The sequence below is a fragment of the Micromonospora sp. ZG13 genome, from assembly GCF_059359355.1.
In genome coordinates, this window is sequence record NZ_JCADBQ010000005.1 from 16,295 (window position 1) to 34,045 (window position 17,751).

17 protein-coding genes are annotated in these 17,751 nt (G+C 75.0%); 10 read left to right on the plus strand and 7 right to left on the minus strand.

Translation table 11 applies throughout. The features are described 5' to 3' along the window. Positions 1-77: 77 nt before the first annotated feature. The 6 genes from AC5L34_RS12850 to mug all read left to right on the plus strand — a co-directional run bounded on the left by AC5L34_RS12850 (position 78) and on the right by mug (position 4,459). On the plus strand, positions 78-650 hold the full coding sequence (locus tag AC5L34_RS12850) for a TetR/AcrR family transcriptional regulator (protein WP_101411614.1): 573 nt from the start codon (positions 78-80) through the stop codon (positions 648-650). A gap of 115 nt (positions 651-765) precedes the next feature. Beyond that, positions 766-1,677: a TIGR04222 domain-containing membrane protein gene (locus AC5L34_RS12855; RefSeq protein WP_441174689.1), complete on the plus strand. Its 912-nt coding sequence runs from the start codon at positions 766-768 to the stop codon at positions 1,675-1,677. Next, positions 1,674-2,492, plus strand: a complete 819-nt coding sequence (locus tag AC5L34_RS12860; RefSeq protein ID WP_441174690.1) for an MbnB/TglH/ChrH family RiPP precursor modification enzyme — start codon at positions 1,674-1,676, stop codon at positions 2,490-2,492. Before AC5L34_RS12855 ends, AC5L34_RS12860 begins: the two co-directional genes overlap by 4 nt. Beyond that, positions 2,489-2,935, plus strand: a complete 447-nt coding sequence (locus AC5L34_RS12865; protein WP_494825035.1) for an SCO6045 C-terminal-like domain-containing protein — start codon at positions 2,489-2,491, stop codon at positions 2,933-2,935. Before AC5L34_RS12860 ends, AC5L34_RS12865 begins: the two co-directional genes overlap by 4 nt. Positions 2,936-3,065: 130 nt before the next feature. After that, a complete protein-coding gene (locus AC5L34_RS12870; protein WP_494825037.1) occupies positions 3,066-3,833 on the plus strand; it encodes an SDR family oxidoreductase in 768 nt (255 codons plus the stop codon). Beyond that, on the plus strand, positions 3,833-4,459 hold the full coding sequence (gene mug / locus AC5L34_RS12875; RefSeq protein WP_441174695.1) for a G/U mismatch-specific DNA glycosylase: 627 nt from the start codon (positions 3,833-3,835) through the stop codon (positions 4,457-4,459). Before AC5L34_RS12870 ends, mug begins: the two co-directional genes overlap by 1 nt. Before the next feature lie 65 nt (positions 4,460-4,524). On the opposite strand, the gene AC5L34_RS12880 is transcribed toward mug, so the two are convergent. The 3 genes from AC5L34_RS12880 to AC5L34_RS12890 form a co-directional block, all read right to left on the minus strand. Then, complete coding sequence (locus AC5L34_RS12880) at positions 4,525-6,504, minus strand: ABC transporter ATP-binding protein (RefSeq protein ID WP_494825353.1); 1,980 nt, start codon at positions 6,502-6,504, stop codon at positions 4,525-4,527. Between the two features lie 112 nt (positions 6,505-6,616). After that, the gene (locus tag AC5L34_RS12885; RefSeq protein WP_088999386.1) at positions 6,617-7,384 is read right to left on the minus strand and encodes an enoyl-CoA hydratase/isomerase family protein; all 768 of its coding nucleotides are present in this window, start codon (positions 7,382-7,384) and stop codon (positions 6,617-6,619) included. 46 nt (positions 7,385-7,430) lie between these two features. Then, the gene (locus tag AC5L34_RS12890; protein ID WP_007462679.1) at positions 7,431-7,658 is read right to left on the minus strand and encodes a helix-turn-helix domain-containing protein; all 228 of its coding nucleotides are present in this window, start codon (positions 7,656-7,658) and stop codon (positions 7,431-7,433) included. Between the two features lie 237 nt (positions 7,659-7,895). On the opposite strand from AC5L34_RS12890, the gene AC5L34_RS12895 reads away from it, so the two are divergent. Continuing rightward, complete coding sequence (locus tag AC5L34_RS12895; protein WP_357659236.1) at positions 7,896-8,495, plus strand: cadmium resistance transporter; 600 nt, start codon at positions 7,896-7,898, stop codon at positions 8,493-8,495. A 77-nt stretch (positions 8,496-8,572) separates the two neighbouring features. Here the strand turns inward: AC5L34_RS12895 and AC5L34_RS12900 are convergent, their stop codons facing one another. Then, complete coding sequence (locus AC5L34_RS12900) at positions 8,573-10,177, minus strand: ABC-F family ATP-binding cassette domain-containing protein (protein ID WP_494825044.1); 1,605 nt, start codon at positions 10,175-10,177, stop codon at positions 8,573-8,575. A 245-nt stretch (positions 10,178-10,422) separates the two neighbouring features. On the opposite strand from AC5L34_RS12900, the gene ypfJ reads away from it, so the two are divergent. Further along, complete coding sequence (gene ypfJ, locus AC5L34_RS12905; protein WP_441175129.1) at positions 10,423-11,340, plus strand: KPN_02809 family neutral zinc metallopeptidase; 918 nt, start codon at positions 10,423-10,425, stop codon at positions 11,338-11,340. 85 nt (positions 11,341-11,425) lie between these two features. Here the strand turns inward: ypfJ and AC5L34_RS12910 are convergent, their stop codons facing one another. Continuing rightward, a complete protein-coding gene (locus AC5L34_RS12910; RefSeq protein WP_494825046.1) occupies positions 11,426-12,766 on the minus strand; it encodes a carbohydrate-binding protein in 1,341 nt (446 codons plus the stop codon). Between the two features lie 217 nt (positions 12,767-12,983). Here AC5L34_RS12910 and AC5L34_RS12915 point away from each other — a divergent pair, with 217 nt between their 5' ends. Both AC5L34_RS12915 and AC5L34_RS12920 read left to right on the plus strand, forming a co-directional pair. After that, positions 12,984-13,979 (plus strand): helix-turn-helix domain-containing protein, encoded by a 996-nt coding sequence (locus AC5L34_RS12915; protein ID WP_494825048.1) that lies wholly within the window; start codon positions 12,984-12,986, stop codon positions 13,977-13,979. Between the two features lie 179 nt (positions 13,980-14,158). After that, the gene (locus tag AC5L34_RS12920) at positions 14,159-14,944 is read left to right on the plus strand and encodes a dioxygenase family protein (protein ID WP_441174702.1); all 786 of its coding nucleotides are present in this window, start codon (positions 14,159-14,161) and stop codon (positions 14,942-14,944) included. A 122-nt stretch (positions 14,945-15,066) separates the two neighbouring features. Here AC5L34_RS12920 and AC5L34_RS12925 read toward each other — a convergent pair whose 3' ends face one another. Next, complete coding sequence (locus tag AC5L34_RS12925) at positions 15,067-16,398, minus strand: helix-turn-helix domain-containing protein (protein WP_494825050.1); 1,332 nt, start codon at positions 16,396-16,398, stop codon at positions 15,067-15,069. Next, a complete protein-coding gene (locus AC5L34_RS12930) occupies positions 16,395-17,744 on the minus strand; it encodes a helix-turn-helix domain-containing protein (RefSeq protein ID WP_494825052.1) in 1,350 nt (449 codons plus the stop codon). The genes AC5L34_RS12925 and AC5L34_RS12930 overlap by 4 nt, the downstream gene beginning before the upstream one ends. Between the last annotated feature and the right edge of the window lie 7 nt (positions 17,745-17,751).

Here is a 17,751-nt window from a genome sequence, read left to right on the forward strand (position 1 = left end):
GGATGATCATGCGCGCGCCCCAAACCAAGCCGTACGTACGGTTTGCACAACGGAGGGTGAGCTGTCACGATCGACCCGTGCCCAGAGTAAGTCAGGACCAGCTCGACGCGCGCCGACAGGAGATCCTCGCCGCCGCGCGGGCGTGTTTCGCCCGGCACGGCTACGAGGGCGCCACCGTCCGCAGGCTGGAGGAGGCCACCCGGCTGTCCCGGGGCGCGATCTTCCACCACTTCCGCGACAAGGACTCGCTCTTCCTCGCCGTCGCCGAGGACGACGCCGCGGCCATGGTGGAGACCGTGGCCCGCAACGGCCTGGTCCAGGTCATGCGGGACCTGCTGGCCGGCGCCGTCTCCCCCGACACCACCGGCTGGCTGGGCAGCCAACTGGAGGTGTCCCGGCGACTGCGGACCGACCCGGCGTTCGCCAAGCGGTGGGCGCAGCGGTCGGCGGCGGTCGCCGAGGCGACCCGCGACCGGCTGGCCCGGCAGCGGGAGGCGGGCGTGCTCCGCGAGGACGTGCCGATCGACGTACTGGCCCAGTTCCTCGAACTCGCCTACGACGGCCTGGTGCTGCACCTGGCGATGGGCCGCCCCGCCGGCGACCTCGGCCCGGTGCTCGACCTGGTCGAGGAGGCCGTGCGCCGCCGCTGACCGTCCGCCCGCTGCCACGCGTATCGGTCCGGTAACTCGGCCCACGCGGTGGGTACGCCCTGGCGGGGCTGCTCCACAATTGGGCCGCGATCCCCCTCGCCCGAAGGAGCAGCAGATGACCGTCCCCGCCGCACCTGGTGACACCTGGGGCATCTCCGGCCCTACCTTCCTCCGGGTCTATCTCCTCGTGGCCGTCGTGATCGTCGTCGGTACGCTCGTCCACCGGCTCGCGGTCCTCGCCGGCCCGTCGGTGGGTCACGTCGGCCAGCTCGGCCCGCAGCAGGTCGCCTACCTCAACGGCGGGCAGCAGCTGGCGATCTGGGCCTCCGTCGGCGCGCTGCGCAGCAGCGGCGCCATCGGCGTACGACCGGATCGGCGGCTGACCACCGGCGGGCCGCTGCCGGCCGGGATCACACCGCTGGACCAGGCGATCCACTTCGCGGCCGGCCGCAACGCCACCACCCGGCAGCTGGCCCGCGACGAGTGGGTCGTCCGGGCGCTCGATCAGCTGCGGGCCAGCCTGGAGCAACGCGGGCTCGCGCTCGCACCGGCCCGCCGGTCCGCGCTGCGCCTGGGCGCGTTCCTGCTCACCGCCCTGCTGCTGGTCGGCGTGGCACGCATCGTCGCCGGGCTGGCCAACGACCGTCCGGTGGGCTGGCTCGTGCTGAGCCAGATCCCGCTGATCGTCGTGGCCGTCCTCCTGCACCGGGTGCCGTGGCGCACCCGCGCCGCCACCCGGGCACTGCGCGACCTGCGGCGCCAGCACACCTACCTCGCGCCCGCCTCGGCCCCGGCCTACGCCACGTACGGCGCGGCGGGCGCCGCGATGGGCGTCGCGTTGTTCGGCACCGCGTCGCTCTACGCCATGGACCCCGGCTTCGCCAGCCAGGCCGAGATCCAGCGCCAGGCCATCAGCGGCACCGGCGCCTCCTCCAGCGGCGGCGGGTGCGGCGGGGGCAGCTCGTGCAGCGGGGGCAGCTCGTGCGGGGGCGGCGGGGGCTGCGGCGGAGGCGGGTGCGGCGGATGACCGGCCCACACGGGGTGGGCATCGGCTGGCGGCCGGAGATCGCCGGGTTCGTCGCCGACCTGCCCGGGCTGCGCTTCGTGGAGGTGGTCGCGGAGGGCGTCGCCGCCTCCGGGCCGCTGCCGGCGGGGCTGGCCGCGCTGCGCGAGCGCGACGTGACGGTCGTACCGCACGGCGTGCGCCTGTCCCTCGGCGGCGCGGAACCGGTCGACCCGGCCCGCGTCGCCCACCTGGGCGCGGTGGCGGAGCTGGTCGGGGCGCCGCTGGTCAGCGAGCACATCGCCTTCGTCCGGGCCGGCGGCGTCGAGGCCGGCCACCTGCTGCCGCTGCCGCGCAGCCGCGAGGCGGTCGACGCGGTGTGCGCCAACGTCGCCCGGGCGCAGGCCGGGCTGCCGGTGCCGCTCGCGCTGGAACCGATCGCGGCCCTGTTCGACTGGCCCGACGACGAGCTGGACGAGGCCGACTTCCTCACCGAGATCCTGGACCGCACCGGCGCGTTCCTGCTGCTCGACGTCGCCAACGTGTACGCCAACGCCCGCAACCGGGGCACCGACCCGGCCGCGCTGCTCGACCGGCTGCCGCTGGACCGGGTCTCCTACGTGCACGTCGCGGGCGGCGCCGAGCACGGCGGCTACTACCACGACACGCACACCGATCCGGTGCCGCCGCCGGTGCTGGACCTGCTGCGCGAGCTGTGCGCCCGCCGCCGGCCACCCGCGCTCCTGCTGGAACGCGACGGGCACTACCCGCCCGCCCCGGTGCTGCGCGCCGAGTTGGACGCCCTGGCCGCCGCGTCCGGCTTCCCGGTGGTGACGTGAGCGGCGACCTGGCCGAGCGGCAGGCGGCGCTGGTGGCGGCGCTGGTGGCCGGTGGCCCCGCGCCGGCGGGTTTCGACCCCGCGGCGCTCGCCGCCGCCGGAGCCGCGCTGCTGCGCAAACGCGCCGGGGAGGTGGCCCGGCACTGGCCGTTGCTCGCCACCGGTCTCGGTCCGCAGTGGTCGGCGACCTTCGCCCGCTGGGCGTCGGGGCGGCCGACCGGCGGCTCGCTGCGCGACGGCTGGGACCTGGCCCGTGACCTGCGCGACCGGAGCGCGCTGCCGCCGCTGGGCGCGGAGGAACTGGCCGCGCGCGAGGCCGCCCACCGCTACGACGGGCACGCACCGCCGCGCCCGCGTCGGCTGCCGGCGTGGGGGCGCGCCGGCGGCGCCGTCGCGGTCCAGGTCGCCGGTCGGGTACGCCTGCTGCGCCCCGCCCACCGCTGAACCGCCCGCCGCTGGCCCCTCCACCGTTGGACCGTCCGCTGCCACTGGACCGTCCGCCACTGGTCGTCGGCCGCCTGGCGGTCCGAGGGCCCCGCTGGCGGATCCGGCCGGGTGCGGCAGGATCGACGGCATGGATCTCGGACTGACCGATCGGGTGTACGTACTCACCGGCGCCTCCCGGGGGCTGGGCTACGCCACCGCGGAGTGCCTCGTCGCCGACGGCGCCCGCGTCGTGCTCTCCGCCCGCGACGCCGACGCGGTGGCCGCCGCCGCGCAGCGCCTCGGCGGGCCGGAGCGGGCGATCGGGCTGACCGCCGACCTGGCCGGCGCGCAGACGCCGCAGCGCCTCGTCGCGGCGGCCCGGGAGCACTTCGGGCGGCTGGACGGGGCGCTGGTCTCGGTCGGCGGACCGCCGCCCGGCAGCGCCGCATCGGTCACCGACGAGCAGTGGCGCCACTCCTTCGAGACGGTCTTCCTCGGCACCGTACGCATGGTCCGTACCGTCGCCGAGAACCTGGCCGGGGACGCGGGCGGGGCCGTCGGGCTGGTCCTGTCGACCTCGGCGCGCGGGCCGGTGCCCGGCCTGGGCATCTCCAACGGCCTACGGCCCGGCCTGGCGGGCATGGCCAAGGACGTCGCCGACGAGTACGGCCCCCGGGGCGTACGGGTGGTCGGGCTGTTGCCGGGGCGGATCATGACCGACCGCAACGTGGAGCTCTTCGCGGCCACCGGCGACCCCGAGCGGGCACGCGCGGAGGCCGAGGCCGCCATTCCGTTGCGCCGCATCGGCGCCCCCGCCGAGTTCGGCCGGGTGGCCGCGTTCGTGCTCTCCCCCGCCGCGAGCTACCTGACCGGGGTCACCGTGCCGGTCGACGGCGGCGTACTGCGGAGCCTGTGATGCCCGCGCCCGCCGGCAGGTCGGCCCCCGGCTCCCCCGCCCGGCGGCGGGCGGGAACGACGGACGCGGCCGCACGGCATCCGCGCCCCACCCGGGAGGAACTCGCCGCGGCCGCTCAGCGCACCATCCCCGACGTCATCGCCCCCGGCCTGGACGTGCTCTTCGTCGGGATCAACCCGGGCCTGTGGTCGGCGGCGACCGGATGGCACTTCGCCCGGCCGGGCAACCGGTTCTGGCCGGCGCTGCACCGGGGCGGGTTCACGCCCCGGCTGCTGCACCCCAGCGAGCAGGACGAGCTGCCGGGCTACGGCCTGGGCATCAGCAACATGGTCGCGCGGGCCAGCGCCCGCGCCGACGAGCTGACCCCGGCCGAACTTCTCGAGGGGGCGCAGATCCTCACCGCCAAGGTCGCGCGGTACCGGCCCCGGTGGGTGGCCGTGGTGGGGGTGACCGCGTACCGGATCGGGTTCGCCCGGCCGAAGGCCGCCTTCGGGCCGCAGCCGGAGCCGCTGGCGGGCGCCCGCCTGTGGGTGCTGCCCAACCCCAGCGGGCTGAACGCGCACTTCACCCCGGAGACGCTCGGCGCCGCGTTCGGGGAGTTGCGGGCGGCGGTCACCGCCGACTGAGGCGCCGATCGGCAGCGGCAGTCGCGCCGCCGACCGGCGGTGATTGGCCGCGACTCCCGGCAGCGTCAGTTGGCCGCCGCCGGCGGGAGCGCCTCGTCGGCGAGGTAGGGCCGCAGCGGCGGCACGGCCACCGGCTCGGGCCCGGTCGCGTCGACGTACGGGGTGGGCGAGTCGGCGACCGCGAACTGGGTGCGGTAGAGCTCGGCGTAGAGCCCGCCCACGGCCACCAGTTCCTCGTGGCGACCCCGCTCGACGATCCGCCCGCCGTCGAGCACCAGGATCTGGTCGGCGTCGCGGACGGTCGAGAGCCGGTGCGCGATCACCAGCGCGGTACGCCCCGTCAGCGCCACCGACAGCGCCCGCTGCACGGCGGCCTCGCTCTCCGAGTCGAGGTGCGCCGTCGCCTCGTCGAGGATCACGATCGACGGGGCCTTCAGCAGCAGCCGGGCGATCGCGATGCGCTGCTTCTCGCCGCCGGAGAAGCGGTAGCCGCGCTCGCCGACCAGCGTGTCCAGCCCTTCCGGCAGCGCCCGGACCAGGTCGGCGACCTGCGCCCCGGCCAGGGCCGCCCAGATCTCGTCGTCGGTGGCGTCCGGCTTGGCGTAGCGCAGGTTCTCGGCGATGGTCTCGTGGAACAGGTGCGAGTCCTGCGTGACCACCCCGATCTCGTCGCGCAGCGAGTCGAGGGAGGCGTCACGGACGTCGACCCCGCCGACCAGCACCTGCCCGTCGGTGACGTCGTAGATGCGGGAGATCAGCATGGACAGCGTCGACTTGCCGGCGCCGGAGGGGCCGACCAGCGCCACCATCTGCCCCGGCTCGACCGCGAACGAGACGCCCCTGAGCACGGGCTCGTTGACCGTACGGTCGAGGGCGGCGACCTCCTCCAGGGAGGCGAGCGAGATCTCGGCGGCGCTGGGGTAGCGGAACCGCACGTCGCGGAACTCGATCCGACCGGCGTCACGGGGCACCGGCACGGCGTCGGGCCGCTCCTCGATCGTCGGCTTCAGGTCGAGCACCTCGAAGACCCGGTCGAAGGAGACCAGGGCACTCATCACGTCGACCCGGACGTTGGACAACGCGGTCAGCGGGCCGTAGAGGCGGGTGAGCAGCAGGGCGAGGGTCACCACGGTGCCGGCGCTGACGTTGCCGGTGACCGCCAGCCAGCCGCCGAGCCCGTAGGTGAGCGCCTGGGCCAGCGATGCCACCAGCAGCATCGCCACGAAGAAGGTCCGCGAGTACATCGCGGACTGGATGCCGATGTCGCGCACCCGCTCGGCCCGCCCGGCGAACCGACGCGCCTCCACCTCGGGGCGGCCGAAGAGCTTCACCAGCAACGCGCCCGAGACGCCGAACCGCTCGGTCATCGTCGCGTTCATCTTCGCGTCGAGGTTGTAGGACTCCCGGGTGATCTCGGCGAGCCGCTTGCCGACCCGGCGGGCCGGGATGATGAAGACCGGCAGCAGCACCAGTGAGAGCGCGGTGATCTGCCAGGAGAGGGTGAACATCACCGCGGCGGTGAGCACGAGCTGGATGACGTTGCTGACCACCCCGGACAGCGTCGAGGTGAACGCCCGCTGCGCGCCGAGCACGTCGTTGTTGAGCCGGCTGACCAGCGCCCCCGTCTGGGTACGCGTGAAGAACTGCAACGGCATCCGCTGGACGTGGTCGTAGACCCGGGTGCGCAGGTCCAGGATGATGCCCTCGCCGATGCGGGCCGAATACCACCGCTGGGCGAGCGAGAGCAGCGCGTCGGCCACCGCGAGGCCGGCGATGACGAGCGCCAGCCGGATCACCGCGCTGCCGGCGTCGGCACTGCCCCGGGTGATCGTGTCGATCACGTCGCCGGCGAGCACGGGGGTCGCGACCCCGATGACCGCCGCCAGCACCACGGTGACCAGGAAGACGACGATGTCCCGGCGGTAGGGCCGCGCGAAGGCCACGATCCGCCGGGCCACCCCGCGCTTGAGGCGGTGCGTGGAGATCTCGTCGCGGTTGCGCATCGACCGGAGCATGCTCCAACCGGCCATGCCGCCGCCCGACATCGAGTTGGACACGTTCACCTCCGGGTCGTCGGGCTGACCGCACCGTCAGGTCAATTGTCCCGACGACTCTGACAACCTCGGCCGTAACCCGGGTCTTCCCGAACGGTCCTTACTATTCTCCGCGCCCGGCGAGATCGCGCAGCCGGCGGGTCTGTGCCTCCCGCTCGGCCCGCTGCTGCTCGGCGGCGGACCGACCGGCCGCGCCGGCGAGCAGGGCCTTGATCTCCACCACGGCGTTGCGGTCGTTGGCGAGCAGCCCGGCGGTCAGGTCACGCACCGCGGCGTCCAGCTCGGCGTTGGGCACCACCAGGGTGGCCAGGCCGATCCGGTCCGCCTCGGCGGCGTCCATCCGCCGACCGGTCGCGCAGATCTCCAGCGCGCGGCTGTAGCCGACCAGGTCGACCAGGCGTCCCGTGCCGGCGAGGTCCGGGACCAGGCCGAGCGTCACCTCGGCCATGGAGAGCTTCGCGTCCTCGGCGAGCACGCGCAGGTCGCAGGCGAGCGCCAACTGGAAGCCGGCGCCGATCGCGTGCCCCTGCACGGCGGCGACGGAGACGACGTCGGGGCGGTGCAGCCAGGTGAAGCCGCCCTGGTATTCCGCGATCCGGTCGGCACACTCCTGCTCAGGCAGGGTGGCCAGCTCGGCGAACGACCCCGGACCGGAGGCACCGGCCACGGACAGGTCGAGGCCGGCGGAGAACGCCCGCCCCTCGCCGCGCACGACCACGACGCGTACGTCGCCGGGAAGGTCGCGGGAGAATTCGCTCATCGCGCGCCACATCGCCGGAGTCTGGGCGTTGAGCACGTCGGGCCGGCACAACGTGACCGTCGCGACCGGCCCGTCGCATTCCAGCCGGACCCCGGTCGTCTCGGCGGTCACCGAGCGACCCGGGGAGCGGCGCTGATGGACGACGCTGGTGGGCGGGTCACGCCTTCTTGCGGCGTCGGGCGCCGCCACGCTGCCGCAGCTGAACCCCGGACTCGGTGAGCACCCGGTGGATGAACCCGTAGGAACGGCCGGTCGAGGCCGCGAGCGCGCGGATGCTCTCACCCGAGGTGTACCGCTTTACCAGGTCCTTGGCGAGCGTCTGACGCTCGGCTCCGACGATCCGGCGACCCTTCTCAGTGCTGGTGGCTGTGCCAGTGGCTGCCATGCTGTGTCCTCACGTCCCAGACTGTGCGGTTCGGATACGGTCCCACCTATTAGACCGCCTCGAACGATCATGCGCCAGATATCAACTCTTCGCCAACCGACACGCTATGCAATGTCAGCTTCCCGATAGAGTGATGCTCCCGACCTCCGGGACGCCCGCCCCGACCACGCGCGGCAGACTCGGCGGGCGCGACGGGCTCAGCCGGCTCGACGGGCGGCCCGCCCGTACCCTGCTGGCGTGATCGACCTGTTGGGCACCGCCGCCGGTGCCGCCGTGGTGTTCGCCGCCACCGACGTCGACGACATCGTCGTCCTGACGCTGCTCTTCGTCGCCGCCCGCACCACCGGCCGCCCCCGGCCCTGGCAGATCGTCGCCGGGCAGTACCTGGGCATCGGCGCCCTCGCCCTGGCCAGCGCCGTGGTCGCGGCCGGGCTCCTGGTGGTGCCCGATCCCTGGACGGGGCTGCTCGGCCTGCTGCCGGTCGCTCTCGGCGTCCGCGCGCTGCTCGACCGCGACGCCGACGAGACACCCGCGGTGGTGGGCTCCACCATCGGCGTGGCCGGAGTGACCATCGCCAACGGCGCCGACAACATCGCCGTCTACGTACCGGTGTTCCGGGCGCTCGGCCCGGCGGACAGCGCGGTCTTCCTACTGGTCTTCGTGGTGCTCATCGCGCTGTGGTGTGCGGCCGGCGCCTGGCTCGGCAACCACCCCCGGGTGACGCGGCTGGTCGGGCGCGCGGGCCACTGGCTCGTTCCGGCGATCTTCATCGCCATCGGCGTGGTCATCCTGGCCACCTCGGGCGTCCTGCCCCACCTACGCGACCTCCTGCGCTGACCGCACGACCCACCCGCACCCACCGCAACCCGCCCCACCGGGTCGCCCCGGCCCGGGGGGCGGGTCAGAGCGGATGGTCAGGCCAGTTCCACCAGTTCCAGGAGGTCGTCGCTCCAGGCGTCCTCGTCGCCGTCGGGCAGCAGGATGGCGCGGTCGGGCTTGAGCGCCATGACCGCGCCGGGGTCGTGGGTGACCAGCACGATCGCGCCCGGGTAGCGGGCGATGGCGTCCAGCACCTGCTCCCGGCTGACCGGGTCGAGGTTGTTCGTCGGCTCGTCGAGCAGCAGCACGTTGGCGCCGGAGCAGACCAGGGTCGCCAGCGCGAGCCGGGTCTTCTCACCGCCGGAGAGCACCCCGGCCGGCTTGTCCACGTCCTCACCGGAGAAGAGGAACGCGCCGAGGATCTTGCGCAGGTCGGTGTCGGTCTGCTCGATGGCGGCGCTGCGCATGTGCTCCAGCACCGTACGGTCCACGTCGAGCGTCTCGTGTTCCTGCGCGTAGTAGCCGAGCCGCAGGCCGTGCCCGGCGTGCACCCCGCCGGTGTCGGGCTCCAGCAGCCCGCCGAGCATCCGCAGCAGGGTGGTCTTGCCGGCACCGTTGAGCCCGAGGATGGCCACCCGGGAGCCCCGGTCGACCGCCACGTTGACGTCGGTGAAGATCTCCAGTGAGCCGTACGACTTCGACAGGCCGGTCGCGGTGAGCGGGGTCTTGCCGCACGGGGCCGGGCTCGGGAAGCGCACCTTCGCCACCTTGTCGGCGACGCGTACCTCCTCCAGGCCCGAGATCAGCTTTTCGGCCCGGCGGGCCATGTTCTGCGCGGCGACGGTCTTGGTGGCCTTGGCCCGCATCTTGTCGGCCTGCGCCATCAGCGCGCCGGCCTTCTTCTCGGCGTTGGCGCGCTCCCGGCGGCGGCGCCGCTCGTCGGTCTCGCGGGCCTCCAGGTACGCCTTCCAGCCCAGGTTGTAGACGTCGACGACCGAGCGGGTGGCGTCGAGGAACCACACCTTGTTGACCACCGACTCGAGCAGCGAGCCGTCGTGGGAGATCACGATCAGGCCGCCCTTGTGGTTGGCGAGGAAGCTGCGCAGCCAGGTGATCGAGTCGGCGTCGAGGTGGTTGGTCGGCTCGTCGAGCAGCAGGATGCCGCCGCCGTTCTCGCCGGCGTCGCGGAACAGGATCCGGGCCAGCTCGATGCGGCGGCGCTGACCGCCGGAGAGCGTGCCGATGGTCTGGGCGAGGGCACGGTCCGGCAGGCCGAGGTTGGCGCAGATCCGGGCGGCCTCGGCCTCGGCCGCGTAGCCGCCGAGGGAGGCGAACTGGTCCTCCAGCGCGCCGTAGCGGCGGACCAGCTTGTCGTCGGCGTCGTCGGCGAGCTTGGCCTCGATCTCCTTCATCTGGGCCATCAGCACGTCCAGGCCGCGGGCGGACAGGACGCGGTCGCGGCCGGTGACCTCCAGGTCGCCGGTGCGCGGGTCCTGCGGGAGGTAGCCGATGGCGCTGCGCCGGTCGATCTGCCCGGCGTACGGCTGGCCCTCGCCGGCGAGCACCTTCAGCGTGGTGGTCTTGCCGGCGCCGTTGCGGCCGACCAGGCCGATCCGGTCACCCGGCTGCACGCGCAGCGTGGTGTCGGACAGCAGGATCCGGGCGCCGGCGCGCAGCTCCAGGCCGGTGGCAGTGATCATGTCGGAGGACTCGCTCTCGGGGTCTGGAAGGGCTGACTCAGGGCACGCGAAAGCGCCGGCGAGCACGAGGCCCGTCGGCGCGGGGCGGTTCAGCCTTCGCAGAGCAGCACGGGGCAAGTGTACCGGGCGCCGCCCGGCCACCCCTCCGGATTACCGATCAAGATCATCGGGTACCGGAACGCCGTCCGGACCCGGTCCGGTACCGCAACCACCAAAACGGATCAAATCGGGTGATCGGGGTTGACATGGAGCTGAACGAGAACGCGCGGATCGACACCAGCCAGGTGGACGACCGGCGAGGATCCGGCGGAGGCGGCGGGCTGGGAGGCATCCCCATCCCGATCGGCGGCGGCCGGGGCGGCATCGTCGGCCTGGTCATCGCCGTGCTCGTCGCGCTCGTCGGCGGCGGCTTCGGCCTGAACGCGGCCACGAACGGCGGCGACGAGCCGCAGGGCGACAACGCGTCGCTGGAACAGAAGTGCTCGGCCGAGGACGCGCTCCAGCAGCTCGACTGCCGCAACACGCTCTACGTCAACTCCATCCAGGCGTACTGGCAGAAGGCCCTGCCCGAGGCGTTCGGCGAGCAGTACCGCCCGTCGCGCACGGTGTTCTTCAGCCAGGGCGTCAGCACCGCCTGCGGGCAGGCCGACTCCGGCGTCGGCCCGTTCTACTGCCCCGCCGACGACCAGGTCTACATCGACCTGACCTTCTACCGGGTGCTCGCCCAGCAGCTCGGCGCCGCCGGCGAGTTCGCCCAGCCGTACGTGCTCGCCCACGAGTACGGCCACCACGTGCAGGACCTCCTCGGCACCGAGGCCCAGATGCGCCGCCAGCAGCAGCGCGACCCGGACAGCGCGAACGCGCTCTCGGTGAAGCTGGAGTTGCAGGCCGACTGCTACGCGGGCGCCTGGGCCAAGAACGCCACCGGCACCGCCGACGCGAGCGGCCAGAAGATCTTCACCAGCATCAGCGAGCAGGACATCCAGCAGGCCATCGACGCCGCCGAGAAGATCGGCGACGACGCCATCTCGGAGCGGGCCAACCGGCCGGTCAATCCCGACGAGTTCACCCACGGCTCCTCCGCCCAGCGCAAGGAGTGGTTCACCCGGGGCTACTCCACCGGCGACCCGAAGTCCTGCGACACGTTCCGCGGCAGCCTCTGAACACGCAGAACCCCGTCCTGACGGACGACGCCACGGGCCCGGTCGGTGACCGGGCCCATGGCGTACGCGTACGGGGCGGCGGCGGTCAGACCCGCTGCCAGAGCGCCGGCACGTTCGGCGGCTCCCAGCCCGGTTGGGCGGTGTGTCCCTGCAGGCAGCGGTAGGACACGCCCGCGTAGGTCACCGTCGCGCCGGCGGCGTACCCGGTGCCGGCCTGCCAGGTCGTGCCGCCGGGCGGGTTGCCCGTCGAGGTGGGCGTGGGGGTCGGCGCGGGGCCGCCGGCGGTGACGAGGGTCAGCCCGTACGCGGCCAGGATCGCATTGACCGGCTGGAAGTACATGGTTGCGCCGGAGGTGCAGTTGCCGGAGCCGCCCGAGGTGACCCCCTGCGCCTGGTCGCCGGAGATCCACGAGCCGCCGGAGTCGCCCGGCTCGGCGCAGGCGTTGCTGCGGGTCAGCCCGGTGACGGTGCCCTCCGGGTAGGTCACCGAGGCGTTCTTCTGCTGGATGGTGCCGCAGCGCCAGCCGGTGGTGGAGCCGGACCGGCAGACCGCCGCCCCCACGGCGGCCTCGACGCTGCCCGCCACCTGGACCGTCCCGCCGCGGTAGTCGTTCACCAGCCCGCGCGGGGTGTTCCCGGCGTCCACCTGCACCCAGGCGTAGTCGCGGCCCGGGAAGGTGGAGCCGCGCACGGTGCCACCCGGCTGCGAGGTGCGGGCGCCGGTCCGGCCGCAGTGCCCGGCGGTGACGAAGCCCCCGTCGACGGAGAACCCGATCGAGCACCGGCTGCTGCCGGTGTAGTAGGCGTTGCCACCGATCACGTCGGCGTACGGCCTCGGGTTCTCGGTGCTGGCCTGGACCCGCACCGCGCCGGCCGGCACCCCCGCGGCGGCGGCGAAGGCCCGGGCCGCGGCCGAGCCGCCGTCGCGGGCCAGCAGCACGACGGAGTTGCCGGGAAGGTCTGCGTACCAGCCGACGACGGCCTGCGGCGCGGCGGCGGCCCTGCGGTTCAGCCGGTCGACCGCGCCGTCGAGGGCGTCCTCGCCGTACGTGACGGGGACGGGGACTGCGCCGAGGGCGCGGACCCGTGCGGCGTCGGCGGCGCGGGTGACGCCGACCGCCACGGCGGCTCCCCCGTCGGCGACCCAGGTGCCGCCGTAGCCGGCGCCGAGGGTGGCCCCCAGCACCTGCTGCACCCGGCTGGCGTGCTCGTCGACCTCGAGGCGGGCGCGGGCCTGGGCCGGGGTCAGCCGAAGGTCCCGCTGCAGGGCGGCGAACATCTCGGGCGCGACGCCGTCGGGGCCGGCGGCCGGCGCGGCGGAGGTGGGGGCGGTGTCGGCGCCGGCCTGGGTGGCCAGGGCCACGGTCAGCACCAGAGCGGCAGCACTCAGGGTAGTTGCCACCACGGTGGCTGGTCGTCGGAGCATGGGGGTCTCCTCGCGGTCAGAACGATGTGGAGGGTCAGATCGAGCCCGCCTGATCAGGCACGCGAGTGCCAAACGGCGGGATCGCGCCGATGCGCTACAGACACAACAACAAATGTTGTTAACTGTGTTGCCCTCACCGTAGGTTAGACATCCGACGCCGTCAATACAGGCAGCGATCGATCGTCATCCCGTCCCTCCATTGCGAACGGAGCCGCCCGTGTCCCCGCCGCGCCCGTACGACCGCCGGACCTGGACCGTCCCCGCACGACCCGCCGTGGCCCCCGGGCCGGCCACCCGCTCCCCCGCGCCGGCGCCCGCGCCCGGCCCGTCGCCGGCGCTGCCCCGGCACGACCTGGCGGTACCCGCCCCGGACGAGCTGCCCTTCGCCGTCGGCTCCTTCGAGGAGATCGGCCCGCTCTCCCGCGCCGACTTCCCGCACCGGCACGCCTTCTACGAGCTGGTGTACGTGACCCACGGGCGGGCCACCCACGTCATCGACCTCGACGCCCACCCGGTTCGACCGCCGCACCTGTTCGTCGTCACGCCCGGCCAGGTGCACCACTGGCAGGACCAGCGCGACCTGCGCGGGCACGTACTGCTCTGCGCCGCCGAGTTCCTGCTGACCTTCCCGGCCGACCGCGACGCGCTGCGCCGCTCGGGGCACCGCTCCTGGCGCCCGCGCGACGACGCGCAGGCGAGGCGGATCGCCACCCTGATGCGGTGGACGACGGCCGAGTACCGCCGGGGTGGGCCGAGCCGGACGAGCACCCTGCGCGCCTACCTGCACCTCCTGCTCACCGAGGTGCGCCGGTCCCGGCCCACGGGCCCGCCGCCCGGCCCGCCGCCCGAGCCGGGCACCCGCAACCAGCGCGCCGCCGCGATCGCCCGCCGCTTCGAGGAGTTGCTCGGCGAACCGGATCTCGTCGGCGAGCCTCCCCGCGCGTACGCCCGCCGCATCGGCGTGTCGGTGCGCCACCTCAACGACGCGGTCCCGCTGGCCACCGGCACCACCCCCGCCCGGCTGATCCGCCGGGCCCGGGTCCTGGAGGCGAAGCGCCTGCTGACCCGCACCGACCTCACCGTGGCCGCGATCGCCGACCGGCTCGGCTTCGCCGACCCCGCCTACTTCTGCCGCTTCTTCCGCCGGGAGGCCGGCGACTCCCCCGGCGCGTTCCGCCGGCACGGCGGAAAACACCACGATCCCGCCGGCTGACACATCGACGCACCCCGACGTCCGTCAATAGCGTCGGGTCGCCGGCCCGGCCGGCCCGGGTGTGCCAGGGACCTCCCGGGCCGGCCGGGCCCCGATACCCGCCCCCACCAGGAGGAACGCTCATGAACGGTGCAGCCAGCGGCGCACGGGAGCCAGACGGTGCCCGCCCCCACAGCGGCGTGACACGCAAGAGCGTGCTGCGGGCGGCGGCGCTCGCCCTGCCCGCCCCGTTCCTCGTCGCCGGCGCCGCGCGGGCGGTGGGCGCGAGGACGGCCGACCCCGTGTCGGCGCCGCCCCTCACCCCGTACTGCGACGACGGCGACGACCCGACGCCGCCGCAGATGGAGGGTCCCTACTTCAAGCCGAACTCACCACGCCGCTCCTCGCTCGTCGAGGCCGGTACGGTCGGCACCCGACTCACCGTCACCGGGCACGTCTTCGGGCTGGACTGCCGGCCGCTGCCCGACGTGCTGCTGGACTTCTGGCAGGCCGACGCCAACGGCGGCTACGACAACGTCGGCTACCGGCTACGTGGCCACCAGTTCACCGACGCGTCGGGCGCGTACCGGCTCAGCACGATCGTGCCGGGCCTCTATCCCGGACGGACACGGCACATCCACGTCAAGGCGCAGGCGCCGAACCAGCCGGTGCTCACCACCCAGCTGTACTTCCCCGGCGAACCCCGCAACAGCACGGACACGCTCTTCGACCCCGCGCTGCTGATGACGGTGCGCACGGTGAACGGCGTCCGGGAGGCGAGTTTCGACTTCGTCCTCAGCGTGACCCCGGGTCCCACCCCCACCCCGACCGGCACCGCCCCCGGTGGCACCTGGGCGGCCGGCACCGCGTACCCGGTCGGGGCCCGGGTCACCTACGGCGGTGTCGGTTACCGCTGTCGGCAGGCGCACACCGCCCAGCCCGGCTGGGAACCGCCGAACGCGCCCGCGCTCTGGGCCCGGGACTGACGCCACGGGTACGCACCGGTCGCCCGCCCCGCCGAGGTATGGCCGACGGGTGACCGGTCCACGGGCGGGCCGGCCCGACGGCCCGGCCGAGGGCCCCCGGCGGCGTACCCGTCGCCGGGGGCTCAGGCCGTGGCGCGCGGCACTTCGACCCGCTCGCCGAGCTGCTCCACCTGGTGCAGCCCCTCGCGGAGCAGATCGAGCGCGTCGTCGGGGCGGTCCCACCCCCGCATCAGGTCGGCCAGCAGCAGGACGACCGCTGCCAGCTCCCGGCGCCGCCCGGCAGCCCGGTAGCCGGCGAGCGCCGCCCGCAGGTGCCGCTCGGCACCGGCCCGGTCGCCGTCGTCGTCGCGCAGCAGGCCACGCACCCGCTCGGCGCGGGCCGCCACCACCGGATCGCCGCCGAGGTCGACGGCGTCGCGCAACAGTGCGTCGGCCCGCCCCGGCTGGCCCAGCGCGTGGTACACCTCCGCCAGCTCCACCCCCACCTCGCGGGCCAGCGCCGGCTGCCCGGCGTCCATCAGCACCGCGTGGGCCCCCGCCAGGTCGGCCAGCGCGCCGGCCAGGTCGCCGGCTCCCCGGCGCCCCTGCCCCCGGGCCCGGTGACAGCACGCCAGCAGCCACCGCAGGGCGACCTGCCGGGCCGCCTGGCGAGCCTGCTCGGCGGCGACGGCGGCCTCCGTCGTCCGCCCCGACGCGAGCAGCGAGGCCGCAACGCTCAGGTGCAGGCCGGCGACCCGGGCCGGCGCGGGGAGCACCGCCAGGGCCAGGGCCTGCGTGGCGGCCCCCGCCGCCGCTTCCTCGTCGCCGAGGGCGACGTGGCAGCGCACCAGCTCGGCGTGCAGGATCAGCAGGACCGACGGATCCGGGTACCCGTCGCGCAGCAGCGCGTCGCGGGCCTCGGTGAGCAGGTAGCGGGCGTAGCGCGGGTCACCGTCGTGGTACGCCAGCCCGGCGCGGCCGGCCGCCGCCTCGGCGCGTACGTGCGGCGCCGCCCCCGCCAGGAGGGCCTCCGCCCGGTCGAGCTGGGCCGACGCGGTACCGGGTTCGTCGCGGCGCAGCGCCACGCCCGCGAGGCCGAGCCGGGCCCGGGCTTCCAGCACCGGCTCCGCCAGGTCGGCGGCGGCCCCGGCCACCTCGCGGCAGATGGCGGCCGTCTCGTCGACGGAGCCGGCCAGGTCGGCCTCGGCCAGGCGCAGCCCCAGGCGCACCACCTCGGCCGGCGAGCGGCCGGTGGTCAGGTCCGAGGGCGTGACACCGAGCCGCTCGGCGAAGTGGGCGACGGCGTCGCCCGAGGGCACCCGGCGACCGCTCTCCACGGCGGAGACGTACGCCGCGGTGTAGCGGGGCTCGGCCAGGGCGCGCTGCGTGAGCCCCCGTTGCGCGCGCAGCCGCTGCACCCGCGCGCCCAGCCCGCTCGTCGCCGTGTCCGCCCCGTCCGGCTCCGGCTGGCTCACGACAGCCGCTCCGCCGCACGCAGGCCGCGGCGCAGCACCGCCGCCGCCTCGTCCCGCTCCGCCCGGGCCAGCAACAGCTCCGCCAGGTGGCGGCAGGTGATCACCACGTCGCCCATCAGGCCGGCCCGCTCGTACCGGTCGACCGCCCGCAGCAGCAGCCGCCGCGCCCGCTCGCCGTCGCCCTGGGCGGCCCGCACCAGCCCGCGTACCCGGTCGGCCTCGGCCATGATCTCGCGGTGGTCGCTGGCGGTCGCCGCCCCGGCCGCCTCCTCGGCCAGCTCGGCCGCCTCGTCCAGCGCGCCCTCGCGCCGGCGGGCCTCGGCCAGCTCCAGCGTCGCCCCGGCGTGGTCGAGCACCGCGCCGACGTCGCCCAGCGTCTCCCGGGCGCGCCGCAGCGGCGTCCCCGCCTCCCCCGGCCGCCCGGCCCGCAGCAGCACGTAGCCCCGGGCCCAGTGGCACAGGCCGATCTCCCGGGTGAGCCCCAGCTCGGTGTAGCGACGGACGGCCTCCCGCAGGTGCCGGTCCGCCTCGTCCAGCTCGCCGTCGCGCCGCAACTGCCCGGCGACGGCGTGGAACTGCGCCACCCACTCCCGGTTGGTCGCCCGGGTGAGCAGGGGCGTCACCTCCCGCTCCAACCGCCGGGCCCGCTCCCGCCAGCTCAGCTCGAGGAACGTGTACATCAACGCGTTGGTCAGCCGCAGCTCGGCGTCGGCGTCCACCGGCGGCGCCGCCCGCAGGGCCCGCAGGCCGCCCTCCAGGATCGCCACCGCCCGCGGCGCGTCCCCGGCGACCAGCAGGCAGTACGCCTGCCGGGCCAGCACCGCCGCGCGCAGCGCCGGGCAGTCGTCGGGCAGGTCCCCTGCCAGCTCGTCGTACCGGGCGGCCGCGTCCTCGGTGCGCCCACGGTGCAGTTGGGCCTCCGCCAGGTGGTATCCGGCCCAACCGGCCAGCTCGGACAGTCGGTAGCGCTCCGCGCGGCGGCGTATCCCGGTCAACGCCCGCTCGGCGGCGTCCAACCGACCGGCGGAGAGGTCCCGGCGGGCCGCCGCCTGCTCGGCGGCGAGCTGGGCGGCGGCGTTCGCCGGCCGGCCGTGGCGCAGGTCGTCCACCGCCAGCCCGAGGCGGTCGGCGAAGTGGGCCAGCGCCTCGGGGCTCGGCATCCGGGCACCCGACTCCACGGCACCCAGGTAGGCGCGGGTGTAACGGGAGCCGACGACCTGCTGCTGGGTCAGGCCCCGGGCCAGGCGCAGCCGTCGGATCCGGTCACCCAGGCTCTCCCCGACCGCATCGTCGTGGGAGTCGACGACCCCGACCACGGCGACGTCGGCCGCCGCCGTCTCCGCCATCCTGGCT

Bases quoted from the DNA above. Each gene is read 5' to 3' on its own strand.
- AC5L34_RS12855 (WP_441174689.1), top strand. From the start codon at position 766: ATGACCGTCCCCGCCGCACCTGGTGACACCTGGGGCATCTCCGGCCCT.
- AC5L34_RS12860 (WP_441174690.1), top strand. From the start codon at position 1,674: ATGACCGGCCCACACGGGGTGGGCATCGGCTGGCGGCCGGAGATCGCC.
- AC5L34_RS12870 (WP_494825037.1), top strand. From the start codon at position 3,066: ATGGATCTCGGACTGACCGATCGGGTGTACGTACTCACCGGCGCCTCC.
- mug (WP_441174695.1), top strand. From the start codon at position 3,833: ATGCCCGCGCCCGCCGGCAGGTCGGCCCCCGGCTCCCCCGCCCGGCGG.
- AC5L34_RS12880 (WP_494825353.1), bottom strand. From the start codon at position 6,504: ATGTCGGGCGGCGGCATGGCCGGTTGGAGCATGCTCCGGTCGATGCGC.
- AC5L34_RS12890 (WP_007462679.1), bottom strand. From the start codon at position 7,658: ATGGCAGCCACTGGCACAGCCACCAGCACTGAGAAGGGTCGCCGGATC.
- AC5L34_RS12900 (WP_494825044.1), bottom strand. From the start codon at position 10,177: ATGATCACTGCCACCGGCCTGGAGCTGCGCGCCGGCGCCCGGATCCTG.
- ypfJ (WP_441175129.1), top strand. From the start codon at position 10,423: ATGGAGCTGAACGAGAACGCGCGGATCGACACCAGCCAGGTGGACGAC.
- AC5L34_RS12910 (WP_494825046.1), bottom strand. From the start codon at position 12,766: ATGCTCCGACGACCAGCCACCGTGGTGGCAACTACCCTGAGTGCTGCC.
- AC5L34_RS12930 (WP_494825052.1), bottom strand. From the start codon at position 17,744: ATGGCGGAGACGGCGGCGGCCGACGTCGCCGTGGTCGGGGTCGTCGAC.